General features: G+C 63.8%; 17 protein-coding genes. 12 read left to right on the top strand and 5 right to left on the bottom strand.

The genetic code is table 11. The features are described from left to right. Positions 1 to 56: 56 nt before the first annotated feature. Positions 57 to 398, bottom strand: coding sequence for an EscU/YscU/HrcU family type III secretion system export apparatus switch protein (locus HU735_RS22075; RefSeq protein ID WP_050706647.1), 342 nt, complete (start codon positions 396 to 398; stop codon positions 57 to 59). Continuing rightward, on the bottom strand, positions 395 to 1957 hold the full coding sequence (locus HU735_RS22080) for a flagellar hook-length control protein FliK (protein WP_186715326.1): 1563 nt from the start codon (positions 1955 to 1957) through the stop codon (positions 395 to 397). Before HU735_RS22080 ends, HU735_RS22075 begins: the two co-directional genes overlap by 4 nt. Before the next feature lie 186 nt (positions 1958 to 2143). On the opposite strand from HU735_RS22080, the gene ccmA reads away from it, so the two are divergent. The 12 genes from ccmA (at position 2144) to HU735_RS22140 (ending at position 11395) form a co-directional block, all read left to right on the top strand. Then, entirely contained in the window at positions 2144 to 2776 is a 633-nt protein-coding gene (ccmA, locus tag HU735_RS22085) for a cytochrome c biogenesis heme-transporting ATPase CcmA (protein WP_186715329.1), read from the top strand. Next, positions 2773 to 3441 (top strand): heme exporter protein CcmB, encoded by a 669-nt coding sequence (ccmB, locus tag HU735_RS22090; RefSeq protein WP_028691018.1) that lies wholly within the window; start codon positions 2773 to 2775, stop codon positions 3439 to 3441. The genes ccmA and ccmB overlap by 4 nt, the downstream gene beginning before the upstream one ends. A gap of 46 nt (positions 3442 to 3487) precedes the next feature. Beyond that, positions 3488 to 4255, top strand: a complete 768-nt coding sequence (locus HU735_RS22095; RefSeq protein WP_050706644.1) for a heme ABC transporter permease — start codon at positions 3488 to 3490, stop codon at positions 4253 to 4255. Beyond that, the gene (gene ccmD / locus HU735_RS22100) at positions 4252 to 4428 is read left to right on the top strand and encodes a heme exporter protein CcmD (protein ID WP_011534872.1); all 177 of its coding nucleotides are present in this window, start codon (positions 4252 to 4254) and stop codon (positions 4426 to 4428) included. The genes HU735_RS22095 and ccmD overlap by 4 nt, the downstream gene beginning before the upstream one ends. After that, entirely contained in the window at positions 4425 to 4880 is a 456-nt protein-coding gene (gene ccmE / locus HU735_RS22105; protein WP_028691020.1) for a cytochrome c maturation protein CcmE, read from the top strand. Before ccmD ends, ccmE begins: the two co-directional genes overlap by 4 nt. Positions 4881 to 4891: 11 nt before the next feature. Then, positions 4892 to 6865, top strand: a complete 1974-nt coding sequence (locus tag HU735_RS22110) for a heme lyase CcmF/NrfE family subunit (RefSeq protein ID WP_186715380.1) — start codon at positions 4892 to 4894, stop codon at positions 6863 to 6865. Then, positions 6862 to 7398 carry a DsbE family thiol:disulfide interchange protein gene (locus HU735_RS22115; RefSeq protein WP_050706642.1) on the top strand — a complete coding sequence of 179 codons (537 nt, stop codon included), beginning with the start codon at positions 6862 to 6864 and terminating at the stop codon, positions 7396 to 7398. Before HU735_RS22110 ends, HU735_RS22115 begins: the two co-directional genes overlap by 4 nt. Then, on the top strand, positions 7395 to 7871 hold the full coding sequence (locus HU735_RS22120) for a cytochrome c-type biogenesis protein (protein ID WP_186715331.1): 477 nt from the start codon (positions 7395 to 7397) through the stop codon (positions 7869 to 7871). Before HU735_RS22115 ends, HU735_RS22120 begins: the two co-directional genes overlap by 4 nt. Beyond that, a complete protein-coding gene (gene ccmI, locus HU735_RS22125; protein ID WP_186715332.1) occupies positions 7864 to 9051 on the top strand; it encodes a c-type cytochrome biogenesis protein CcmI in 1188 nt (395 codons plus the stop codon). Before HU735_RS22120 ends, ccmI begins: the two co-directional genes overlap by 8 nt. A gap of 12 nt (positions 9052 to 9063) precedes the next feature. Beyond that, positions 9064 to 9489 (top strand): hypothetical protein, encoded by a 426-nt coding sequence (locus tag HU735_RS22130; RefSeq protein WP_186715334.1) that lies wholly within the window; start codon positions 9064 to 9066, stop codon positions 9487 to 9489. Between the two features lie 147 nt (positions 9490 to 9636). After that, positions 9637 to 10575, top strand: a complete 939-nt coding sequence (locus HU735_RS22135; RefSeq protein WP_186715336.1) for an NAD(P)-dependent oxidoreductase — start codon at positions 9637 to 9639, stop codon at positions 10573 to 10575. 31 nt (positions 10576 to 10606) lie between these two features. Then, positions 10607 to 11395, top strand: coding sequence for a PhzF family phenazine biosynthesis protein (locus HU735_RS22140; RefSeq protein WP_186715338.1), 789 nt, complete (start codon positions 10607 to 10609; stop codon positions 11393 to 11395). A gap of 63 nt (positions 11396 to 11458) precedes the next feature. On the opposite strand, the gene HU735_RS22145 is transcribed toward HU735_RS22140, so the two are convergent. From HU735_RS22145 to HU735_RS22155, 3 genes are all read right to left on the bottom strand, one after another. Then, on the bottom strand, positions 11459 to 13507 hold the full coding sequence (locus HU735_RS22145) for a hypothetical protein (protein WP_186715340.1): 2049 nt from the start codon (positions 13505 to 13507) through the stop codon (positions 11459 to 11461). A gap of 304 nt (positions 13508 to 13811) precedes the next feature. Beyond that, positions 13812 to 15842, bottom strand: a complete 2031-nt coding sequence (locus tag HU735_RS22150; protein ID WP_186715341.1) for a hypothetical protein — start codon at positions 15840 to 15842, stop codon at positions 13812 to 13814. 219 nt (positions 15843 to 16061) lie between these two features. Then, positions 16062 to 18290 (bottom strand): autotransporter outer membrane beta-barrel domain-containing protein, encoded by a 2229-nt coding sequence (locus tag HU735_RS22155; protein ID WP_186715342.1) that lies wholly within the window; start codon positions 18288 to 18290, stop codon positions 16062 to 16064. Between the last annotated feature and the right edge of the window lie 109 nt (positions 18291 to 18399).

Consider the following 18399-nt stretch of genomic DNA (forward strand, 5'->3'; position numbering starts at 1 on the left):
AATGGCGGGGAGCGGTAATGAAATATCGCTCAAGCATGGCACCACTCCCAAAGGGGTCAGTGCGTATCCACGCCTGCCGGCAGGAACAGCTGCTCGGGCGTGATATCCCGTGGCGGCGCAGGTTGGTCGTCGAAACCCACCGGCACTTTGCCGCGCAATTGCCAGGCGAAGGCGATGATCTCGGCGATGGTCAGGTACAGCGCCTCGGGAATCTGCTCGCCCAGTTCCAGCCTGGCCAGCAGGCGTACCAGCTCGGCGTTCTCGTAGATCGGCACTTCATGTTCGCGGGCCAGGGCGAGGATGGCCTCGGCCAGTTCGTCGTCGCCCTTGGCGCTCAGGGTCGGCGCCTGCTGGCCGTCATAGCTCAGGGCGATGGCCTGGCGTGGTTGCTTGTTCATGCGGTTTCATCCACCCAGCGTTGTTCGAGGCGTGTGCGTGGGCCTTGCGGTGGCGTGCCGGGGTGGCACTCCAAATCACCGACATCCAGGCCGCGGGCCAGCAGGCGTTCGCGCAGCGTGCCGAGCTGACTGTCGATCAGGCGGGCGGTCTGTTCCTGCTCTGCCCACAGCTGTCCCGACAGACGTCCTTGCAGCAGTTGCGCCTGGACCTGCAGCGGGCCGAGCGGTGACAGGTCGAAGGCCAGTTCGATCCGCCATATGGCCTCCAGTGGATCACGCCCTTCACGTTCGCGATCCGCTTGCTGCTCCGGCGTTTCCTCGCGCTGCAGCTTGACTTGCAGGGGAATGAACTCCTGGCCATGGCGGATGGGGATCTCGGTTTGCCAGGTGGTCTGCTGGTTGCCGTTCTCCAGTGGTCCGGATTGCTGCAGGCTGGACAGTGCGTGGCTCTGCAGGCGCGAGATGGCGGCGGCGGCCAGGCGCAGCAACTGCTGCAGGTCGCCTTCGTTTTCCAGGCTCTGCAACAGCCGCGAGGGCAACGGGAAGGCTCCAGGTTGCGGGCGCGGGCTGACCTGGCCGAGCATGCCCAGGGCGCTGCGGGCGAAACCAGGCAGGGCATGGGCCAGCGTACTGGTCTGTGCGGGCGTGAGCGCTTGTCCCGTGGGGGGATTGGGCAACTGTGCGATCAGCCTGACCAGTTGTGTCTTCAGGTCGGGCGCCACGCCGCTTGCCAGGCCGCCCAGCAGCTTGGCTTCAAGGAAGGCGCCACTGTTGTTCAGCGCCTGGGCCAGATTTTTCGCATCACCCAGTTGGCGGGCATCGGGCAGGCTGGCCAGCAAGCGTTCGGCGCTGGCGCGCAGTTGTGTGCCAGCGTCGCCGGAGGTGGCGATCTGCTGCAGGGCATTGAGCAAGCCAGGCAGCGAGGCCTGTCGGCCTTGCTGGGTCACCAGCTGCTGGGCAATGGCCAATTGATCCTGGCGGCCGCTCAAGGGAACGAAGCGCAGCGACTGGTCACCTTGTACCAGCGCGCTGAGCAGGCTGCCGACGGGCAGTGGCCGCGGGCTGTCGATGGCCAGGGTGGCGCCGGCCTGGCTGCTGTTGAGCAGGCTTACCAGCGAGCGGAAACTGGCGATCTCGCCTGCGTTCTGCGGCAGGGGCTGGCTGGTCAGGACCTTGCCTTGCAGCAGTGTGCCGACTGGAACCTGGCTGGTGTCCAGGCGGGTGAGGGTAGTGATGTTGTTGGCGTGGACCTGCTGCACCATGACCGCCAGGCGATTGCTTTCAGTCTGCGTGACCGTGACCTGGCTGCCCTGGGGCAGGGGTTGGCTGGCATTGGCCTGCAACTGGGTCTGGTTGCCGTTGCCCTGGGTCAGACGCAGCAACAGCTGGAAATCCACGCCGACCTGGCGCATCGACATGACCTCGGCACGTGCCGTCTCACCCGGGGCCAGCAGGCCGGGTTGCGCTTGCAGCAGGCGCAGCAGCTCGCCGGTCATGGCCGCCTTGGCCGCCTGGGGCCCTGGCACGGTTTGTGCGCCGAGACTATTGATTTCAGTCATGATTGTATACAACCTGTCGAACTCGGCCTCTTGGCAGCGCGGTGACGCGTGTAATAATGCCGACCGCCCATTGTTGCCAGTATAACGGCAGCGCGGCGGGCGACTTGAGACATAGGGGCTTTGGAGCGGCGTTGCCTGCAAAGCAGGCGACACCGCGCCGAAGCCCTACAAAGATAAGGCGAAACCGTGACCCTTCACCTCCAAGCCGCAGGCCTGGCCTGCGAGCGCGACTGGCGACTGCTGTTCGAGCACCTTCACTTCGAACTGCACCCTGGCGACATGCTGCAGATCGCCGGCCCCAACGGCAGCGGCAAGACCAGCTTGCTGCGCCTGCTGGCCGGGCTCATGCAACCCACCGCCGGGCAGATCCTGCTCGGCGGCCAGCCATTGGCCGAACAACGCCATGCCCTGGCCAGTATCCTGCTGTGGATCGGCCATGCCGCCGGGATCAAGGACCTGCTTACCGCCGAAGAGAACCTTGCCTGGCTCTGCGCCCTGCACCGGCCGGCCGGCCGCGAGGCAATCTGGCGGGCGCTGGAGGCCGTCGGCCTGCGCGGTTTCGAGGATGTACCCTGCCACACCCTGTCCGCCGGCCAGCAGCGCCGGGTCGCCCTGGCACGGCTTTATCTGGACAGCCCGCCGCTGTGGATCCTCGACGAACCGTTCACCGCCCTCGACAAGCAGGGCGTGGCCCAGCTGGAGGCCCACCTTGCGGCCCACTGCGAGCAGGGCGGCACCGTGGTGCTGACCACCCATCACACGCTCGAACGCAAGCCATCCGGCTACCGTGAGCTGAACCTGGGGCAGTGGGCGGCATGAGCGTATTCCTTCTGCTGTTGCGCCGCGAGGCGCGCCTGTTGTTCCGCCGCCCGGCGGAGCTGGCCAATCCGCTGGTGTTCTTCGCCATCGTCGTCGCCCTGTTTCCGCTGGCGGTCGGTCCTGAGACACAATTGTTGCAAACCTTGTCGCCGGGACTGGTCTGGGTCGCGGCCCTGCTGGCGGTGCTGCTGTCGCTGGACGGGTTGTTCCGCAGCGATTTCGAGGACGGTTCGCTCGAACAGTGGGTGCTTTCGCCGCACCCGCTGGCCTTGCTGGTACTGGCCAAGGTGCTGGCGCACTGGATCTTTTCCGGGCTGGCGCTGGTATTGTTGGCGCCACTGCTGGCATTGATGCTGGGCCTGCCGAGCGCCTGCCTGCCGGTGCTGCTCGCCTCCCTGCTGCTGGGCACGCCGGTGCTGAGCCTGCTGGGTGCGGTGGGCGCGGCGCTGACGGTTGGCCTGAAGCGCGGCGGCCTGCTGCTGGCGTTGCTGATTCTGCCGTTGTATATCCCTGTATTGATCCTGGGCAGTGGTGCGTTGCAGGCGGCGTTGCAGAATATGCCAGCCACCGGCCATCTGCTCTGGCTCGCCAGCCTGACGGCGCTGGCGGTGACACTGGCACCCTTTGCGATCGCGGCCGGCCTGAAGATCAGCGTCGGCGAATAACGAGTCCCGGGCACCGCAGCCCGGCCAATACCCTGGATGTACCCTGATGAAAATGAGTTGGACGTGGTTCCACAAGCTGGGTTCCCCCAAATGGTTCTATGCCATCAGCGGCCGCATGCTGCCGTGGCTGACCGTTTCCTCTATCGTGCTGCTGCTGGTCGGCATCACCTGGGGCCTGGCCTTCGCCCCCCAGGACTACCAGCAGGGCAATAGTTTCCGCATCATCTATATCCACGTGCCGACCGCCATGCTCGCCCAGTCGTGCTACGTGATGCTCGCGGTGGCGGGGGTGGTGGGGCTGGTGTGGAAGATGAAGCTGGCCGACGTCGCGCTGCAGTGCGCGGCGCCCATCGGCGCCTGGATGACCGCGGTGGCCTTGGTGACCGGGGCGATCTGGGGCAAGCCTACCTGGGGCAGCTGGTGGGTCTGGGACGCGCGCCTGACATCCATGCTGATCCTGCTGTTCCTGTACTTCGGCATCATCGCCCTGGGCCAGGCCATCAGCAACCGCGACAGCGCGGCCAAGGCCTGCGCAGTGCTGGCGATCGTCGGCGTGGTCAACATCCCGATCATCAAGTACTCGGTGGAGTGGTGGAACACCCTGCACCAGGGCGCCACCTTCACCCTCACCGAAAAACCGGCAATGCCCGTTGAGATGTGGCTACCGCTGCTGCTCACCGCGCTGGGCTTCTATTGTTTCTTCGGCGCCGTGCTGCTGCTGCGCATGCGCCTCGAAGTGCTCAAGCGCGAAGCCCGCGCCAGTTGGGTCAAGGATGAGGTGCTGGGGCAGCTCGGACGGGAGGCGGTACGATGAGCTTTGCGTCCTTCAGTGATTTTCTCGCCATGGGCCACCATGGCCTGTACGTCTGGTCGGCCTACGGCATCTGCCTGGCGGTGCTGGCGCTGAATGTCGCCGCGCCCCTGCTGGCCCGTCGCCGCTACCTGCAAGAAGAGGCGCGTCGTCTGCGCCGGGAGAGCAAACCGTGAATCCGCAGCGCAAGAAACGCCTGTTCATCATCCTCGGCCTGCTGGCCGGTGTCGGCGTCGCCGTGGGCTTCGCCCTGAGCGCGCTGCAGCAGAACATCAACCTGTTCTACACCCCGACGCAGATCGCCAACGGCGAGGCGCCGCTGGACACCCGCATCCGCGCCGGCGGCATGGTCGAGAAAGGCTCGGTGCAGCGCTCGGCCGACTCCCTCGACGTGCGCTTCGTGGTCACCGACTACACCAAGTCGGTGCCGATCACCTACCGCGGCATCCTCCCCGACCTGTTCCGCGAAGGGCAGGGCATCGTCGCCCTCGGCAAGCTCAACGCCGACGGCGTGGTGGTGGCCGACGAGGTGCTGGCCAAGCACGATGAGAAATACATGCCGCCGGAAGTCACCAAGGCCCTGAAGGAAAGCGGCCAGGCCGCCAGCGACGCGGGAGCCAAGCCATGAATGCGGCCCTGGTGATCCCCGAGCTCGGCCAGTTGGCGATGATCCTGGCGATCTGCTTCGCCGCCGTGCAGGCCACTGTACCGCTGCTCGGCGCCTGGCGCGGCGACAGCCTGTGGATGGGCCTGGCGCGGCCGGCGGCCTGGGGGCAGTTCGCCTTCCTGGCGTTTGCCTTCGCCTGCCTCACCCACGCCTTCATGACCGACAACTTCTCGGTCGCCTACGTCGCCAGCAACTCCAACAGTGCCTTGCCCTGGTACTACAAGTTCAGCGCTGTGTGGGGCGCCCACGAAGGCTCGCTGCTGCTGTGGGCGCTGATCCTCGGCGGCTGGACCTTCGCCGTGTCGATCTTCTCGCGGCAGTTGCCGCAGCTGATGCTGGCCCGCGTGCTGGCGGTGATGGGCATGATCAGCGTGGGCTTCCTGAGCTTCCTGATCATCACCTCCAACCCGTTCTCGCGCCTGCTGCCGCAGGTGCCGGGGGATGGTCGCGACCTCAATCCGCTGTTGCAAGACTTTGGCCTGATCGTCCACCCGCCGATGCTGTACATGGGCTACGTGGGCTTCTCGGTGGCCTTCGCCTTTGCCATTGCCGCCTTGTTGGGCGGTCGTCTCGACGCCGCCTGGGCGCGCTGGTCGCGGCCCTGGACCATCGTCGCCTGGGCCTTCCTCGGCGTGGGCATCACCCTCGGCTCGTGGTGGGCCTACTACGAGCTGGGCTGGGGTGGCTGGTGGTTCTGGGACCCGGTCGAGAACGCCTCGTTCATGCCCTGGCTGGTGGGCACGGCGCTGATCCACTCGCTGGCGGTCACCGAAAAGCGCGGGGTGTTCAAGAGCTGGACCGTGCTGCTGGCCATCGCCGCGTTCTCCTTAAGCCTGCTGGGGACCTTCCTGGTACGTTCCGGCGTGCTGACCTCGGTGCACGCGTTCGCCGCTGATCCGTCGCGCGGCATCTTCATCCTGATCTTCCTGCTGTTCGTGGTCGGTGGCTCGCTGACCCTGTTCGCCCTGCGCGCGCCGGTGGTCAAGAGCCAGGTGGGCTTTGCCCTGTGGTCCCGTGAAACCCTGCTGCTGGCCAACAACCTGGTGCTGGTGGTGGCGGCGTCGATGATCTTGCTCGGCACCCTCTACCCGCTGGTGCTCGATGCCCTGACCGGGGCCAAGCTGTCGGTCGGCCCACCTTACTTCGACGCCCTGTTCCTGCCGCTGATGGCGTTGCTGATGGTGGTGCTCGGCGTGGGCGTGGTGGTGCGCTGGAAGGACACCCCGGGCAAGTGGCTGGCCGGCATGCTGACCCCGGTGCTTGTCGGCAGCGCGGTGCTGGCGCCGGTCGCCGGGCTGATCGTCGACGACTTCGACTGGCCGGCCCTGAGCGTGTTCGCCTTGGCCGCCTGGGTGGTCCTGAGCGGCGTGCGCGACATCCTCGACAAGACCCGTCACAAGGGCCTGGGCAAGGGGCTGGCGGGCCTGAGCCGCAGCTACTGGGGCATGCACCTGGCGCACCTGGGCCTGGTGGTGTGCGCCCTGGGCGTGGTGCTGTCGAGCAACAACAGCGCCGAGCGCGACCTGCGCATGGCGCCGGGCGAGACTGTCGAACTGGGTGGCTATCACTTCCTGTTCGAGGGCGCCAAGCACTTCGAAGGTCCGAACTTCATTTCCGACAAGGGCACCGTGCGTGTCTCGCGCGATGGCCGCGAGGTGTCCGTGCTGCACCCGGAAAAACGCCTGTACACCGTGCAGCAGTCGATGATGACCGAGGCCGGTATCGACGCTGGCTTCACCCGCGACCTGTATGTCGCCCTGGGCGAACCGCTGGAAAACGGCGCCTGGGCGGTGCGGGTGCATATCAAACCCTATGTCCGCTGGATCTGGCTGGGCGGTCTGCTGACCGGCCTGGGCGGCTTGCTGGCGGCCTTCGACCGACGCTACCGCGTCAAGGTCAAGACCCGGGTGCGTGAGGCCCTGGGCGTGTCTGGAGCGACTGCATGAAGCGTTGGATCATGGTGGTGCCCCTGGCGGTGTTCCTGCTGGTGGCGGTCTTTCTCTACAAGGGGTTGTTCTTGAAACCCGACGAACTGCCTTCGGCGATGATCGGCAAGCCGTTCCCGGCGTTCGCGCTGGCGAGCGTGCAGGGCGATCGCAGCCTCACCCAGGCCGACCTGATCGGCCGCCCGGCACTGGTCAACGTGTGGGGCACCTGGTGCCCGTCATGCAAGGTCGAGCACCCGTACCTGAACCAGCTGGCCGAGCAGGGCGTGGTGATCCACGGGGTCAACTACAAGGACGACAACGCCGCCGCGCTGAAGTGGCTGGCCGAGTTCCACAACCCGTACCAGCTGAACATCGCCGACCAGCAAGGCTCGCTGGGCCTGGACCTGGGCGTGTACGGTGCGCCGGAAACCTTCCTGATCGACGCCAAGGGCATCATCCGCTACAAGCACGTCGGCGTGGTCGATGCGACGGTGTGGCGCGAACAGCTGGCGCCGCTGTACCAGGGCCTGGTCGACGAGGCCCGGCCATGAGGCGCTGGCTGGCGGCCGCCGTGCTCGGCCTGAGCCTGGCCGGCGTGGCCAAGGCGGCCATCGACACCTACCAGTTCCGTGACGACGCCGAGCGCGAGCGCTATCAGCAACTGACCAAGGAACTGCGCTGCCCCAAGTGCCAGAACCAGGACATAGCCGACTCCAACGCGCCCATCGCCGCCGACCTGCGCCGCGAGATCTTCCGCATGTTGGGCGAGGGCAAGAACAATCAGCAGATCGTCGATTTCATGGTCGATCGCTATGGCGACTTCGTGCGCTACAAGCCAGCGCTCAGCGGGCGCACCTGGCTGCTCTGGTTCGGTCCGGGGATCCTCCTGGCTGGAGGTTTCGTGGTGCTGGCGCTGATCGTGCGCCGTCGCCGTGGCCAGGCCGTGGCCGGCAACACCGAACTGTCCGCCGACGAACGCGAGCGTCTGGCCAAACTGCTGGATAAAGAACGTAACCATGACTGAATTCTGGCTTAGCGCGGGCCTGCTGCTGCTCGCCGCCCTGGCTTTCCTGCTGCTGCCGATCCTGCGCGGTCACCGCCGCCAGCAAGCCGAACAGGACCGTACCGCCCTTAACGTGGCGCTTTATGAAGAGCGCGTCGCCGAACTGACTGCCCAGCAGGCGGCCGGCGTTCTTGATGAACAACAACTGGCCAATGGTCGTGACGAGGCCGCCCGTGAGCTGCTGGCCGACACCGAGCGCGGCGAGGTGACGCGCCAGGGCCACCTGGGCAAGGCCGTGCCGCTGCTGGCGGCGGTGCTGGTGCCGGCCATGGCCCTGGGGCTGTACCTGCACTTCGGCGCCGCGGACAAGGTCGAGCTGACCCAGGAGTTCGCCCGCGCGCCACAGTCGATGACGGAAATGACCGCGCGCCTGGAGCGTGCGGTGCAGGCCCAGCCCGATTCTGCAGAAGGCCTGTACTTCCTAGGTCGTGCCTATATGGCCGAGCAGCGCCCAGCCGACGCGGCCAAGGCCTTCGAGCGCGCCGTGGCCCTGGCCGGGCGTCAGCCCGAGCTGCTCGGGCAGTGGGCGCAGTCGCTGTACTTCGCCGCCGACAAGCAGTGGTCGGCGCAATTGCAGGCACTCACCGACGAAGCGCTCAAGGCCGACCCACGGGAGGTCACCAGCCTCGGCCTGCGCGGCATCGCCGCCTTCGAGGGCGAGCGCTACCAGGAGGCCATCGACTTCTGGCAGCGTCTGCTGGCGCAGTTGCCGCAGGGTGACGCGTCCCGCGACGCGCTGCAGGGCGGCATCGACCGCGCCGCCGACAAGCTCAAGGCCGGTGGCGGCAAGGTGGCCGAGACGGCGCGCCTGAAGGTGAGGGTGGAGCTGGCTGCGGCGCTCAAGGACAAGGTGCGCCCGGACGACACCGTGTTCATCTTCGCCCGTGCCAGCAATGGCCCGCCCATGCCGCTGGCGGCCAAGCGGGTGACGGTGGCGCAGCTGCCGATCGAGGTGGAGCTGTCCGATGCCGACGCAATGATGCCGCAGATGAAACTGTCGGACTTTGCCGAAGTCCAACTGGTTGCCCGCGTCTCGCGCGCCGGACAGCCCACCCAAGGTGAATGGAAGGGCCAGAGCGCCCCGCTGGCCACCGGTACCCAGGGCACCCAGCGCGTGACCATCGACAGCCCCGACTCATAAGAGAGCACCCCCATGAACAGCACCGTCCGCCTGACCCTGATTTCCCTGGCCCTGGGTCTTTCCGCGTGTACGGTGCACCAGCCGGGGGAGCGTGAGCCGCTGCCGCCGATCGAGAGCACCCCGCCGCCGCACAAAGGGCCGGTGGTCAAGCCACTGCCAGGTGGCCAGCCCGGCACCCAGCCGAGCAAGCCGGCGGCGATTCCCAAGCCGATGCCACGCACCTCCGCCAGCTTCGCGCCGCCGCCGGGGGGCGCCAGTCACTGGGACCCGAAACTGGGGGTCTATGTGCTGGAGAAGCAACCCAACACCTTCTACCGCCAGCGCACCTATTACCGCTGGAACAATGGCTGGAGCTGGTCGCTGAGCCCCAACGGGCCGTGGCAGGACACCGACAGCAGTGGCGTGCCGGGTGGGTTGGGCAGGGCGTTTGGGCAATAATTGCCGTTGAGGCCTTATCGCGGGGCAAGCCCGCTCCCACGCAAATAGCGATGAGCATCACTGGCGTGGGAGCGGGCTTGCCCCGCGATAAGGCCGGCGACGCCAACAGCTGGCATAATCCCCCTTCGCATTCAACCGGAGGGTGGCATGAGCAAGACAGTCCTGGTGCTGGTGGAAACCGTCGATGACTACCTGCCGCTATTGGAACGGGCCGGCTATCGCCTGATCCGCGCACCGTCGCCGCAGATGCGCGCCGACGCCATCGCCCGTCACGCAGGCGAAATCGACGCCGTGCTTACCCGCGGCCCGCTGGGTCTCACGGCCGACGAAATAGCCACACTGACCAAGCTGCAGATCATCTGTGTGATCGGTGCCGGCTACGAGCAGGTCGACCTGGCCGCCGCCGCTGCCCGTGGCATCACCGTCACCAATGGCGCCGGTGCCAATGCCGCCGCCGTGGCCGACCACGCCCTGGCCCTGCTGCTGGCCCTGTTGCGCGACATCCCCCGTGCCGACGCCAGCACCCGCCGTGGCGAATGGCAGCGGGTGATCAGCCCGTCGGTGAGCGGCAAACGCCTGGGCATCCTGGGGCTGGGCGCGGTGGGGTTGGCAATCGCCAAGCGTGCCAGCCTCGGCTTCGACATGCCCGTCAGCTATCACAGCCGTACCCCGCGCAACGATGTGCCCTACACCTGGTACGACAGCCCGCTGCACCTGGCCGATGCCGTCGATATCCTGGTCGTCGCCACCCCAGGCGGGTCCGGCACCCAGCACCTGGTCGACGCGCAGGTGCTCGACGCGCTGGGCGCCGAGGGCTACCTGATGAATATCGCCCGCGCCAGCGTGGTCGATACCCAGGCGCTGGTCGCCGCCCTGGCCCAAGGGCGGATTGCCGGTGCCGCGCTCGATGTGTTCGATGACGAACCCGGCGTGCCCGATGCCCTCAAGGCCCTCGGCAATACCGTGCTCACCCCCCATGTCGCCGGCCAGTCGCCCGAGGCCGCCCGCGACACGGTCAGCCTGGTGCTGCGTAACCTGCAGGCGTTCTTTGCCGGCGAGTCGGTGCTCACGCCAGTACGCGAATAGCCTTTGCTTTCACTTACCCAAGGAGTGCTGCATGCAACTCGAGATCTTCCAGGTCGATGCCTTTTCCGCCACGCCGTTCGGCGGCAACCCGGCGGCAGTGATTCCCCTCGACAGCTGGCTACCCGATGCGCTGCTGCAGCGTATCGCCGAGGAAAACAACCTGTCCGAGACCGCCTATTTCGTTCGCAATGGTCAAGGCTACGACCTGCGCTGGTTCACCCCGACGGTCGAAGTCGATCTGTGCGGTCATGCCACCCTGGCGTCGGCCTGGGTGCTGTTCGAGCAGTTGGGCGAGCAGCGTGAAGTGATGCGCTTCAACACCCGCAGCGGTGAACTGCGGGTCAGCCGCGGCGCCGAGGATCTGTTGGCGATGGATTTCCCGGCCAAGCAGCCGCTGGCGGCGGACATGCCCGCAGGCTTGCTGGAGGCCCTGGGCCTGGCCAGTGCGCGAGGCCTGTATCGTACCGACGACTACATCGTGGTGATCGATGACCCAGCGGAGCTTGCGGCCTTGCAGCCCGACTTCGTGGCTTTGTCTCGCTTCGACGTGCGCGGCATCGCGGTGACGGCGCCGGGGGGAGGGTTCGATTTCGTCACACGTTGGTTCGGGCCTCGGGTCGGAGTCAATGAAGATCCGGTCACCGGCTCGGCGCATACCTCGTTGGTCCCTTATTGGGCCGAGCGGCTTGGGCTGGCACGGCTTCGTTGCGAACAGGGTGGGGCGCGCAAGGGGCAGCTGGTCTGTGAACAGCCGGGCAATGGCCGGGTAATCATCAGTGGTCATGCGGCGTTGTATTTACGCGGTACGGTGACTTTGTAACGAAGAGGGCGTACCCCCGGAGGGGGTACGCTGATGGTGCATGCTTGCCATTGTTTACTGTAGTTAGGACTTGTTTTTAGACTCAGCGTTATCGCCGCGGGTGTCGACAATTACCACGGGAGTCGTGGAATTTGATACAGGCCCAAATTCATTTGTCGCGGTCCATGTGGCATGGATATGGCAAAAGTCATTTGGGAACAACAGGTGATGTGCCGGGATTTCAAACTCTGTTTCTTTGGCTTTATCGTTTTCACCAACGGTTTTCAAGAAGGAGTATCTGCTCCCTTCGATAGGCGTTTCGCTACCGTCGTGTGTACCACCAACGGCCTGGTACAGCTCGATCGAAATAGTGTCACCCAGCTTCTTGTTCGCATAGTGCGGTGTAATGAACTTGACCCCTCGATTGATCTCGTCCCTTGTGATTCTGCCGGAGGCATTGAGAGGGGCATATTCACCATCGTCGAGGCTTCCTTCGCCCGGTAGTTCATCGTTTCCGTGCACCGAGATCGGTTGTTCATAGGACAGCGAAGTATTCTCCGCCCCCCCTGTGATCGCTCGTGTTACCATGAAGTAGAGCGGTTTTGAACCAGAGCCTTCCTGCGCGATCTGGGTGGCAGTCAGGGTGAACTGCAGATCGTCCGTACCGTCCGCTTCCTGTTGGGTGACAGTACGTACAGGAAACGCTATCGCACCATAAAAGACCAAGACCTTGTCGTCCTTCTCCAAGACCTTCCCGGGTGGGAATTTACGATCGTACAACGGTATGTAGATCGTGGCGTCCTGGTCGAATTCATCACTGGGGATTTCATTGTATTGTTTGCTCGCGGTCTCCAAATAAGGGGGGCGCAGGTTCGGATGCACCGGATCTTCCGGATCTGGATTTGGATCGCCCCCGACCTGGAACAAGTTGACCGCCACTGTGGTGATCAGCGATTTGCCGGCAACAATACCGTTTCGAATAATGCGGTAGAACACCTCGATACTGGCGACCAGGTTGTCACCTGCCGTTGCCTTCTTCCAGGTATCGTAGAGGGCTGCATAAGAGGGATACAAAGTCCGCGGATTACCTTCTTCACCAGGTGGAATGGGCTCCAGATCATGCACGGCGTCACCCCACACCAGTTCAATCTCGTCACCCTTCTGGATAGCCGGCGTGCCAGTATGGGCGGGCACGACCAGTTCCAGAGGCTCGCGTGCTTCTGCATCGATGATGAGACCATCACCGTGAGCAGCAATCAGCGGGGCGAGCAGGCCTGTCAGCTCCCCCTTGAGGAGTACCCTCAACGTCAGCGGGAGGGACACCCTCGAAACATTGCCCGCCCGATCCGTGACTTTGTAGGTGAAAACGAGGGTACCATCTCCCAAGGCCTCGATATCTGCCCGCAGGAAGCGCAGCGTCAATCCGTCCTTGGGACGATGACGCATGCTCCCCCGGGCTTTGCGTCGAGAACGTAACGTGCTGCTGATTGTCCCCTCGATGATGTCGCCGGGCGCCAGGCCGCCATAACCGGCGATGGTGCATTCCAGGTATTGCTCGCCGCTCTCTTCCGTGAGTTTGTCCGAGGTCAGCCCGTTCGTTTTGATTAGCTCGTCGACAATCAACTCGGCCAGCAAGGGCTCGCCAGGCGCGGTCCGGTCGACAATGAAGGATTGTGCTGGGCCGCTCTCTGTTCCACTACCGGAGTATATGACTTTGTAGATGATCGTGTGGGGGCCTTCGGTGCGAACAGAAGCAGGCAGGTCGAGTTCAAAAGGGTCCCCAGGTTCTTTACCTGTGAACATGACGGGCGGATCCAATGGAACACCATCTACTACCAGTTGCACTTTATCCTTCTCCGGCTCCTTGATCGTGTCAGGCACTGGAAATGTGAGCTTGAGCGTATCCTTCTCGACGCTTGCCAACAATAAATTATCTGCAACGCCGGATGGCGGCAATTCCGCCAGGGCGTCTGCCGGAAACACCAAGGGATCAGTAAAGCCCAGTATGCCTGGTGACCGTTTGCGGGGCGTCTTGTAGACCATTGGGCATTGGCAATGTCCTTGCCTGGCAATGGATTGGCTTGGCACCTTGCCGGGTGTGTGCACGTCGATGCTAGAAGATCGTTTTGACATGGTTGCATTCCAGAGGCTAGGGGATTCACAGGGTTGCTGCCGTGCGATATGCCCCGTCGGGCGCTGCCACGGCAGTTCTACTGGCTGTCCCGGTACCTGGCGCAGCCGATGCGATCACAAGGTCATGGTCGGAAAAAAACGCGCGCTTGTAACCTGACAGAATTGCCAGGTCGCCCGTGGCTGGCGAGCGTGGCCACTGAAGGAAGCTGGCAAGGAGTGCGCTTTTATCGCACGTGTTGTGGGAGGCCCCTCGGTATCGACCGAAGGGTTCCCATGGACGGAGGGCTGGAATGCCGTGCGCGGCTCAAGGCGTGCCGCGGGAGTCCACGATCAGCAGGGCGGTGGTGTCGTTCTCTACCGGTTTCCCATTCCTGAGGACCCGCCAGGTGGAATGTATATGGCAGCGTTTCTTGGGAGCGAGCAGCTTGTCCGTTGGAAGTGGGAATTTGTACTCCTCGGTTTCTTCACTGGCATCGAGGACCGTATAGGACAGGGTGATTCTCGATTCCTCAAGAGGCGCCTCATTATTTGTATGTTCAATACCATCAACCTGAACCAAGTCGATTTCAATCAGGTCGCCAGGTCGCTTGTGCTTGTAGGGCGGCGTTACGAAATACACGATCTTGCCATTCTCGAGATCAGTCGGGACGATGCAGCAGGCGGACTTGAGGGGCGCGTACTCACCTTCTCCCAGGTCGCCATCGCCGGGCAGTTGCTCATCAGCGTCAACCAGCACTGGTTGGGCCGGCCCCTTTGACGTGTTGTGGGTTGGGCCTTGGACAGGGCGTTCCACCTCATAGGTCAAGGCCTGTGTACCTCCCCCTTGGCCTGCGATCAGGTCGGCCGTGAGGGCAAACTCGAGGTCGACCTTTTTGCCGACGTCAGCGGCGCTGACGGTCCGTGGGAGGAACGCATGGGTGCCATACCTGAGCCGGACCACATCGTTTTCGATCAGTACCGGTGCCGTCGGTGAGTGCCGGTCAAACCAAGGTACGAAGAGCCTGGCGTCCTTGTCATAGTCATCTTTGGGGATGTAGTTGAGCTGCCCTGACCAGGACATCAGCACGGCTGGGCGCAGGTTCGGGTGGGTCGGTACCTCTGGCTCTGGATCGCCACCCACCTGGTGCAGGTTGATGACCACGTCCAACCCTGCGGAGGTGCCGGCCACCATGCCTTGGCGAATGATCCGGTAGCTTACGGTGATGCGGGCGGTTTCATCGCGCCCCTGCGATTGCGCCTTCCAGGTGTCGTAAAGGGCTGCATAGTCCGGGTACATCGGCAGGCGAGCACCTTCCTCGCCATCGGGGATGGGTAGCGGTTCGTGTTGGGCATCACCCCAGATCAGCTCGATCGCGTCGCCTGGCAGAATGGGTTTGTCCGAATAGGCGGGGATGATCACTTCCAGCGGATTGCGCGCCTCTTCATCGTTGATGATGCCATCGTTGCTGTCTGCCACTTCTGGTGCCGGAAGGTTGGTCAGCTCGCCGTCGAGCAATACCTTGAGAGTCACGGGGCGCGAAGGGAGCGAAATATTGCCGGCGCGGTCGGTGACGGTATAGGCGAATGTTTTAAGGCCATCCCCTGCACGTTCAATGTCCTCCCTCAGGAACCGCAGGATGATCTCGTCGCCAGGCCCGATTTCCTGCTCGACATCAGTTGTGCTGCCGAACCCGTCGAGGTCGGCGATCACGCCACGGATCCTGTCGCCTATTCCAAGACCGTTGTAGCCATTGAGGGTCGTTTTGAGATAGTGCTTGCCATTGTGGATTTCGAGGGTGGCCGAGGTGACCCCGCCATCGCGGATGGCGGGATCAACGTTCAACTCGGCCAGTGACGGCAGGCCAGGCGCTGTCAGATCGACCTTGAAGGATTGGAGGGGGCCGTCCTCCGACTGGTTGTTCGAGTAATGTATGCGGTACTGGATTGTATGGGTGCCTTCCTTGCGAGCGCTGGCGGGCAGCTCGATGGAAAAGATGTCCCCCGCCTTGTAGCCCTCGAAGGTGATGGGGATGCTGAACGCGCTCCCGTCCACGAGAAGCAGTACGGCATCCTGGGTTGGGTCGACAACTTTAGCCGGGATCCTGAATCGTAGCGTGATGGGGTGATTCCTGAAGCCTGCCAGCAACAGGGTGTCTGCCTCGACACCCGGGAGGGGCGGAGCGAGCGCATCCTTGGGAAACACCAGTTTCTCATCAAAGCCCCACTTGGCATTATTGCGAGCAGCTTTTCGAACCACCTTGTAGGTGCGCCGGCTATGGCAACCACATTGCGAGGCAATGGATTTGGCCGGCAGGGTGGCAGGCCGATACTCGGCGATGAAATAACGTTCAGACATGGTTGTTTTCCTGTGCTGTCAGGGCTTCAGGTTTGGGGCAGGCGGTGACGGGCCTTGGCAGTGCTCCAAGTCGTTTCGATACCGGGCACGGCGCAAACGAACGCAGGTTCATAGTCGGGAAAAAGCGCGAACTTGTAAGCTGACAGAATTACTAGGTCGCGCTGGCGGGTGGGGTGTCAGGAGGGCATGCGTCGGGTTGTCCAACACATGCCCAGAAGGTCAGAACGACAGGCGCAAGGCCAAGGACGCCGCACTGTCGGAGAAGTCGTTGCTGCCCACTTGCTGGGCCAGCGACGCGGTGATGGTCAGATCGCGGTTGATGCGGCCTTCCGCGCCGGCCTTGAACTCGGCGATATTGCGGGTGCCTGCCTGGGTCACGCTGACGCCATCGAGGCTGACGCCGGCCTGGCGGTTGTTGTGGATCCAGTTGGTTTCGACGAAGGGCTTGAAGCTGTCGGCCAGGGTGTCATCGCCGGTGTAGTTCAGCTTGAGCGAGGCGCGGGCGCCGACACTGACGCTCAGGGTATCGCTGCCCTGGGTGGAGACGACGGTGCCGTTGTCTTCACGGTGATCGTCGGGGGTCACACCCGACCAGACCACCTTGGCCTTGGGTTGCAGGTACCAGGCATCGCCGTCGTCGAAGCGGTCGCTGAACACATAGCCGGCTTCCAGTGACGTGGAGACGCCCTTGGCACTGTAGCGCTCGGTGGCCACGTCGTCGCCGGAGACCTGGGCGTCGAACCAGCTGTACTGCAGCACGGCGTCGGTGTACAGGCCCTGTTCGCTGTTACCGTTGGCAAACCAGGTGCCATAGACACCGGTGGTATAGCCCTTGACCTGGCTGCTGGCGGAGTGGTTGGTCAGCTGCGAGGTGCTGTTGCCATGGCTGTTGCCGTAGCCGGCAAAGACCCCGGCGCGCCAGGCGCCGCCGGCATAAGTCGAGCCGCCGGCGAGGTCGGCGCCGAACAGCGTGGCGTTGCGACTGACATGGGTGTTGAGTTGCCCGCTGCTGTCGGTGCTGCGCTGGTGCCCGCCGCTGTGCTTCATCCACAGGTTGGTCGAACGGCCATCGGCCGCCAGGGTGTCTGCACGTTCGGTGTCGCCGCCGCGCTGGCCGACACTGGCGTCGAACAACGTGCTCATCGCGTACAGGTTGGCCGCGTAGGCGCCGCCTTCGGGACGGACGATCAGGATTGGCGCATCCGGGTTGCCCGGATCGATCAGTTCATTTCGCAGGTACCAGTTGCCGTAGTTGTCGCCTTCACCCCGTACCAGTTGATAGTCATAGGCCCCGGCGACGATGCGACCTGACTGAGTGAATTCCCCGTTGGAGGCGCCGCCGACGGTGATCAGTTCGATACCGTTCAAGGTCTTGGCGCCGGATCCGCCGAGGTTGTTGACACTGACCGACGTGGTGCCGCTGGTATCGCCTTCGATGATCAACCTGTCGGTTACCGAGGCATCGCCCTCCAGCTTGGCGTTGAATTCTATGCTGCTCCCATCGACGCCGACATAGTTGCCATGCACGGTCAGAATTCGGCCGGGTTCGTCGCCTTCCCTGTCGTTTTGAAAGGTGATCCTGCCACTGTTGGTAAGAAGTTTGTCGATGGAGGAGTCAGCGGTGACGATCCATTGTGCAGAGCCGCCGACATCGAGCTGGTCCACGCCCTGCATCGCACCACGCAATATGGCTTGTTCACCGAGTGCCACATGGGTCGTGGCGGTGTCGGCAGAGACGATATCGCCTTCGATTTCACTGGTCTTGATGGTCAGGAACACGCTGGCGTCGTCTTCCACCTCGAGCAAGGTTCCGTTCCCTGCTTCCACCACGGTGCCATCGCTAAGGTTGATATGGGCTATGGGGGCGATAGGTTCCGAGTCGAAGGCCTTGCCGACATGGATCGCGCTGCCGGTGGTCGAGATCAGCGTGCTGTTGGCGATGTTCAGGGTGGCTTCTTGATTACCGGGGTTATCACCTCGGCTGTCCGAGCTGATGGCAATTGCGTGGAGGTCGCCCTCGAGCTTCGATTCGTCGCCGATGGTGCTGGTGCCGCCGTACATCTGCAGTGCGACGCCAGACAAGGCGCTGGTGCCATCACTGGTGGCGATCACATGGGTGCGTTCCAAGGCGACATTGCTGTCGTTGTTGAGAATCGCACGCCCGGCGGCACTGATGGTGGCGCCAGTGGCGTTGAGGTTAGCGCCTTGGGTCAGTGATATCGCCAAGCCCGAGGACGAATCCGAGGCATCGGCCTGGCTGCCGGCGTTCATGTTCAGGGTGGCGCCATTGCTCACCTGCCACGACTCCGCAGGGCTGCCGGCCTCGACCGTGGCCTGTTCACTGCGCCCTTCAAGGACGCCCGCAGTGGCCAGGGGCATGCAGCCGAGCAGCAGGACACAGGCAAATCGATACGGCCTGCGGACACGCAGGCACAGGTCTTTTTTCATCGTAGACTCCGACGCGAATAAGTAAGTGGGACAGGCATTCGGGGAGCGTTGAAGAGTGCGGGAAGAAGTGAATTGAGGCTGTAGGAATAGTCTGAGCTTGGCACGGGAA

This window comes from Pseudomonas sp. BW16M2 (assembly GCF_014268865.1).
Classification (GTDB): domain Bacteria; phylum Pseudomonadota; class Gammaproteobacteria; order Pseudomonadales; family Pseudomonadaceae; genus Aquipseudomonas; species Aquipseudomonas peradeniyensis.

Coding starts and splice junctions, on each gene's coding strand:
- ccmD (WP_011534872.1), top strand. CDS start 4,252: ATGAGCTTTGCGTCCTTCAGTGATTTTCTCGCCATGGGCCACCATGGC.
- HU735_RS22080 (WP_186715326.1), bottom strand. CDS start 1,957: ATGACTGAAATCAATAGTCTCGGCGCACAAACCGTGCCAGGGCCCCAG.
- HU735_RS22120 (WP_186715331.1), top strand. CDS start 7,395: ATGAGGCGCTGGCTGGCGGCCGCCGTGCTCGGCCTGAGCCTGGCCGGC.
- HU735_RS22095 (WP_050706644.1), top strand. CDS start 3,488: ATGAAAATGAGTTGGACGTGGTTCCACAAGCTGGGTTCCCCCAAATGG.
- HU735_RS22135 (WP_186715336.1), top strand. CDS start 9,637: ATGAGCAAGACAGTCCTGGTGCTGGTGGAAACCGTCGATGACTACCTG.
- ccmB (WP_028691018.1), top strand. CDS start 2,773: ATGAGCGTATTCCTTCTGCTGTTGCGCCGCGAGGCGCGCCTGTTGTTC.
- HU735_RS22115 (WP_050706642.1), top strand. CDS start 6,862: ATGAAGCGTTGGATCATGGTGGTGCCCCTGGCGGTGTTCCTGCTGGTG.
- HU735_RS22145 (WP_186715340.1), bottom strand. CDS start 13,507: ATGTCAAAACGATCTTCTAGCATCGACGTGCACACACCCGGCAAGGTG.
- HU735_RS22150 (WP_186715341.1), bottom strand. CDS start 15,842: ATGTCTGAACGTTATTTCATCGCCGAGTATCGGCCTGCCACCCTGCCG.
- HU735_RS22140 (WP_186715338.1), top strand. CDS start 10,607: ATGCAACTCGAGATCTTCCAGGTCGATGCCTTTTCCGCCACGCCGTTC.
- HU735_RS22075 (WP_050706647.1), bottom strand. CDS start 398: ATGAACAAGCAACCACGCCAGGCCATCGCCCTGAGCTATGACGGCCAG.
- HU735_RS22155 (WP_186715342.1), bottom strand. CDS start 18,290: ATGAAAAAAGACCTGTGCCTGCGTGTCCGCAGGCCGTATCGATTTGCC.
- ccmI (WP_186715332.1), top strand. CDS start 7,864: ATGACTGAATTCTGGCTTAGCGCGGGCCTGCTGCTGCTCGCCGCCCTG.
- HU735_RS22130 (WP_186715334.1), top strand. CDS start 9,064: ATGAACAGCACCGTCCGCCTGACCCTGATTTCCCTGGCCCTGGGTCTT.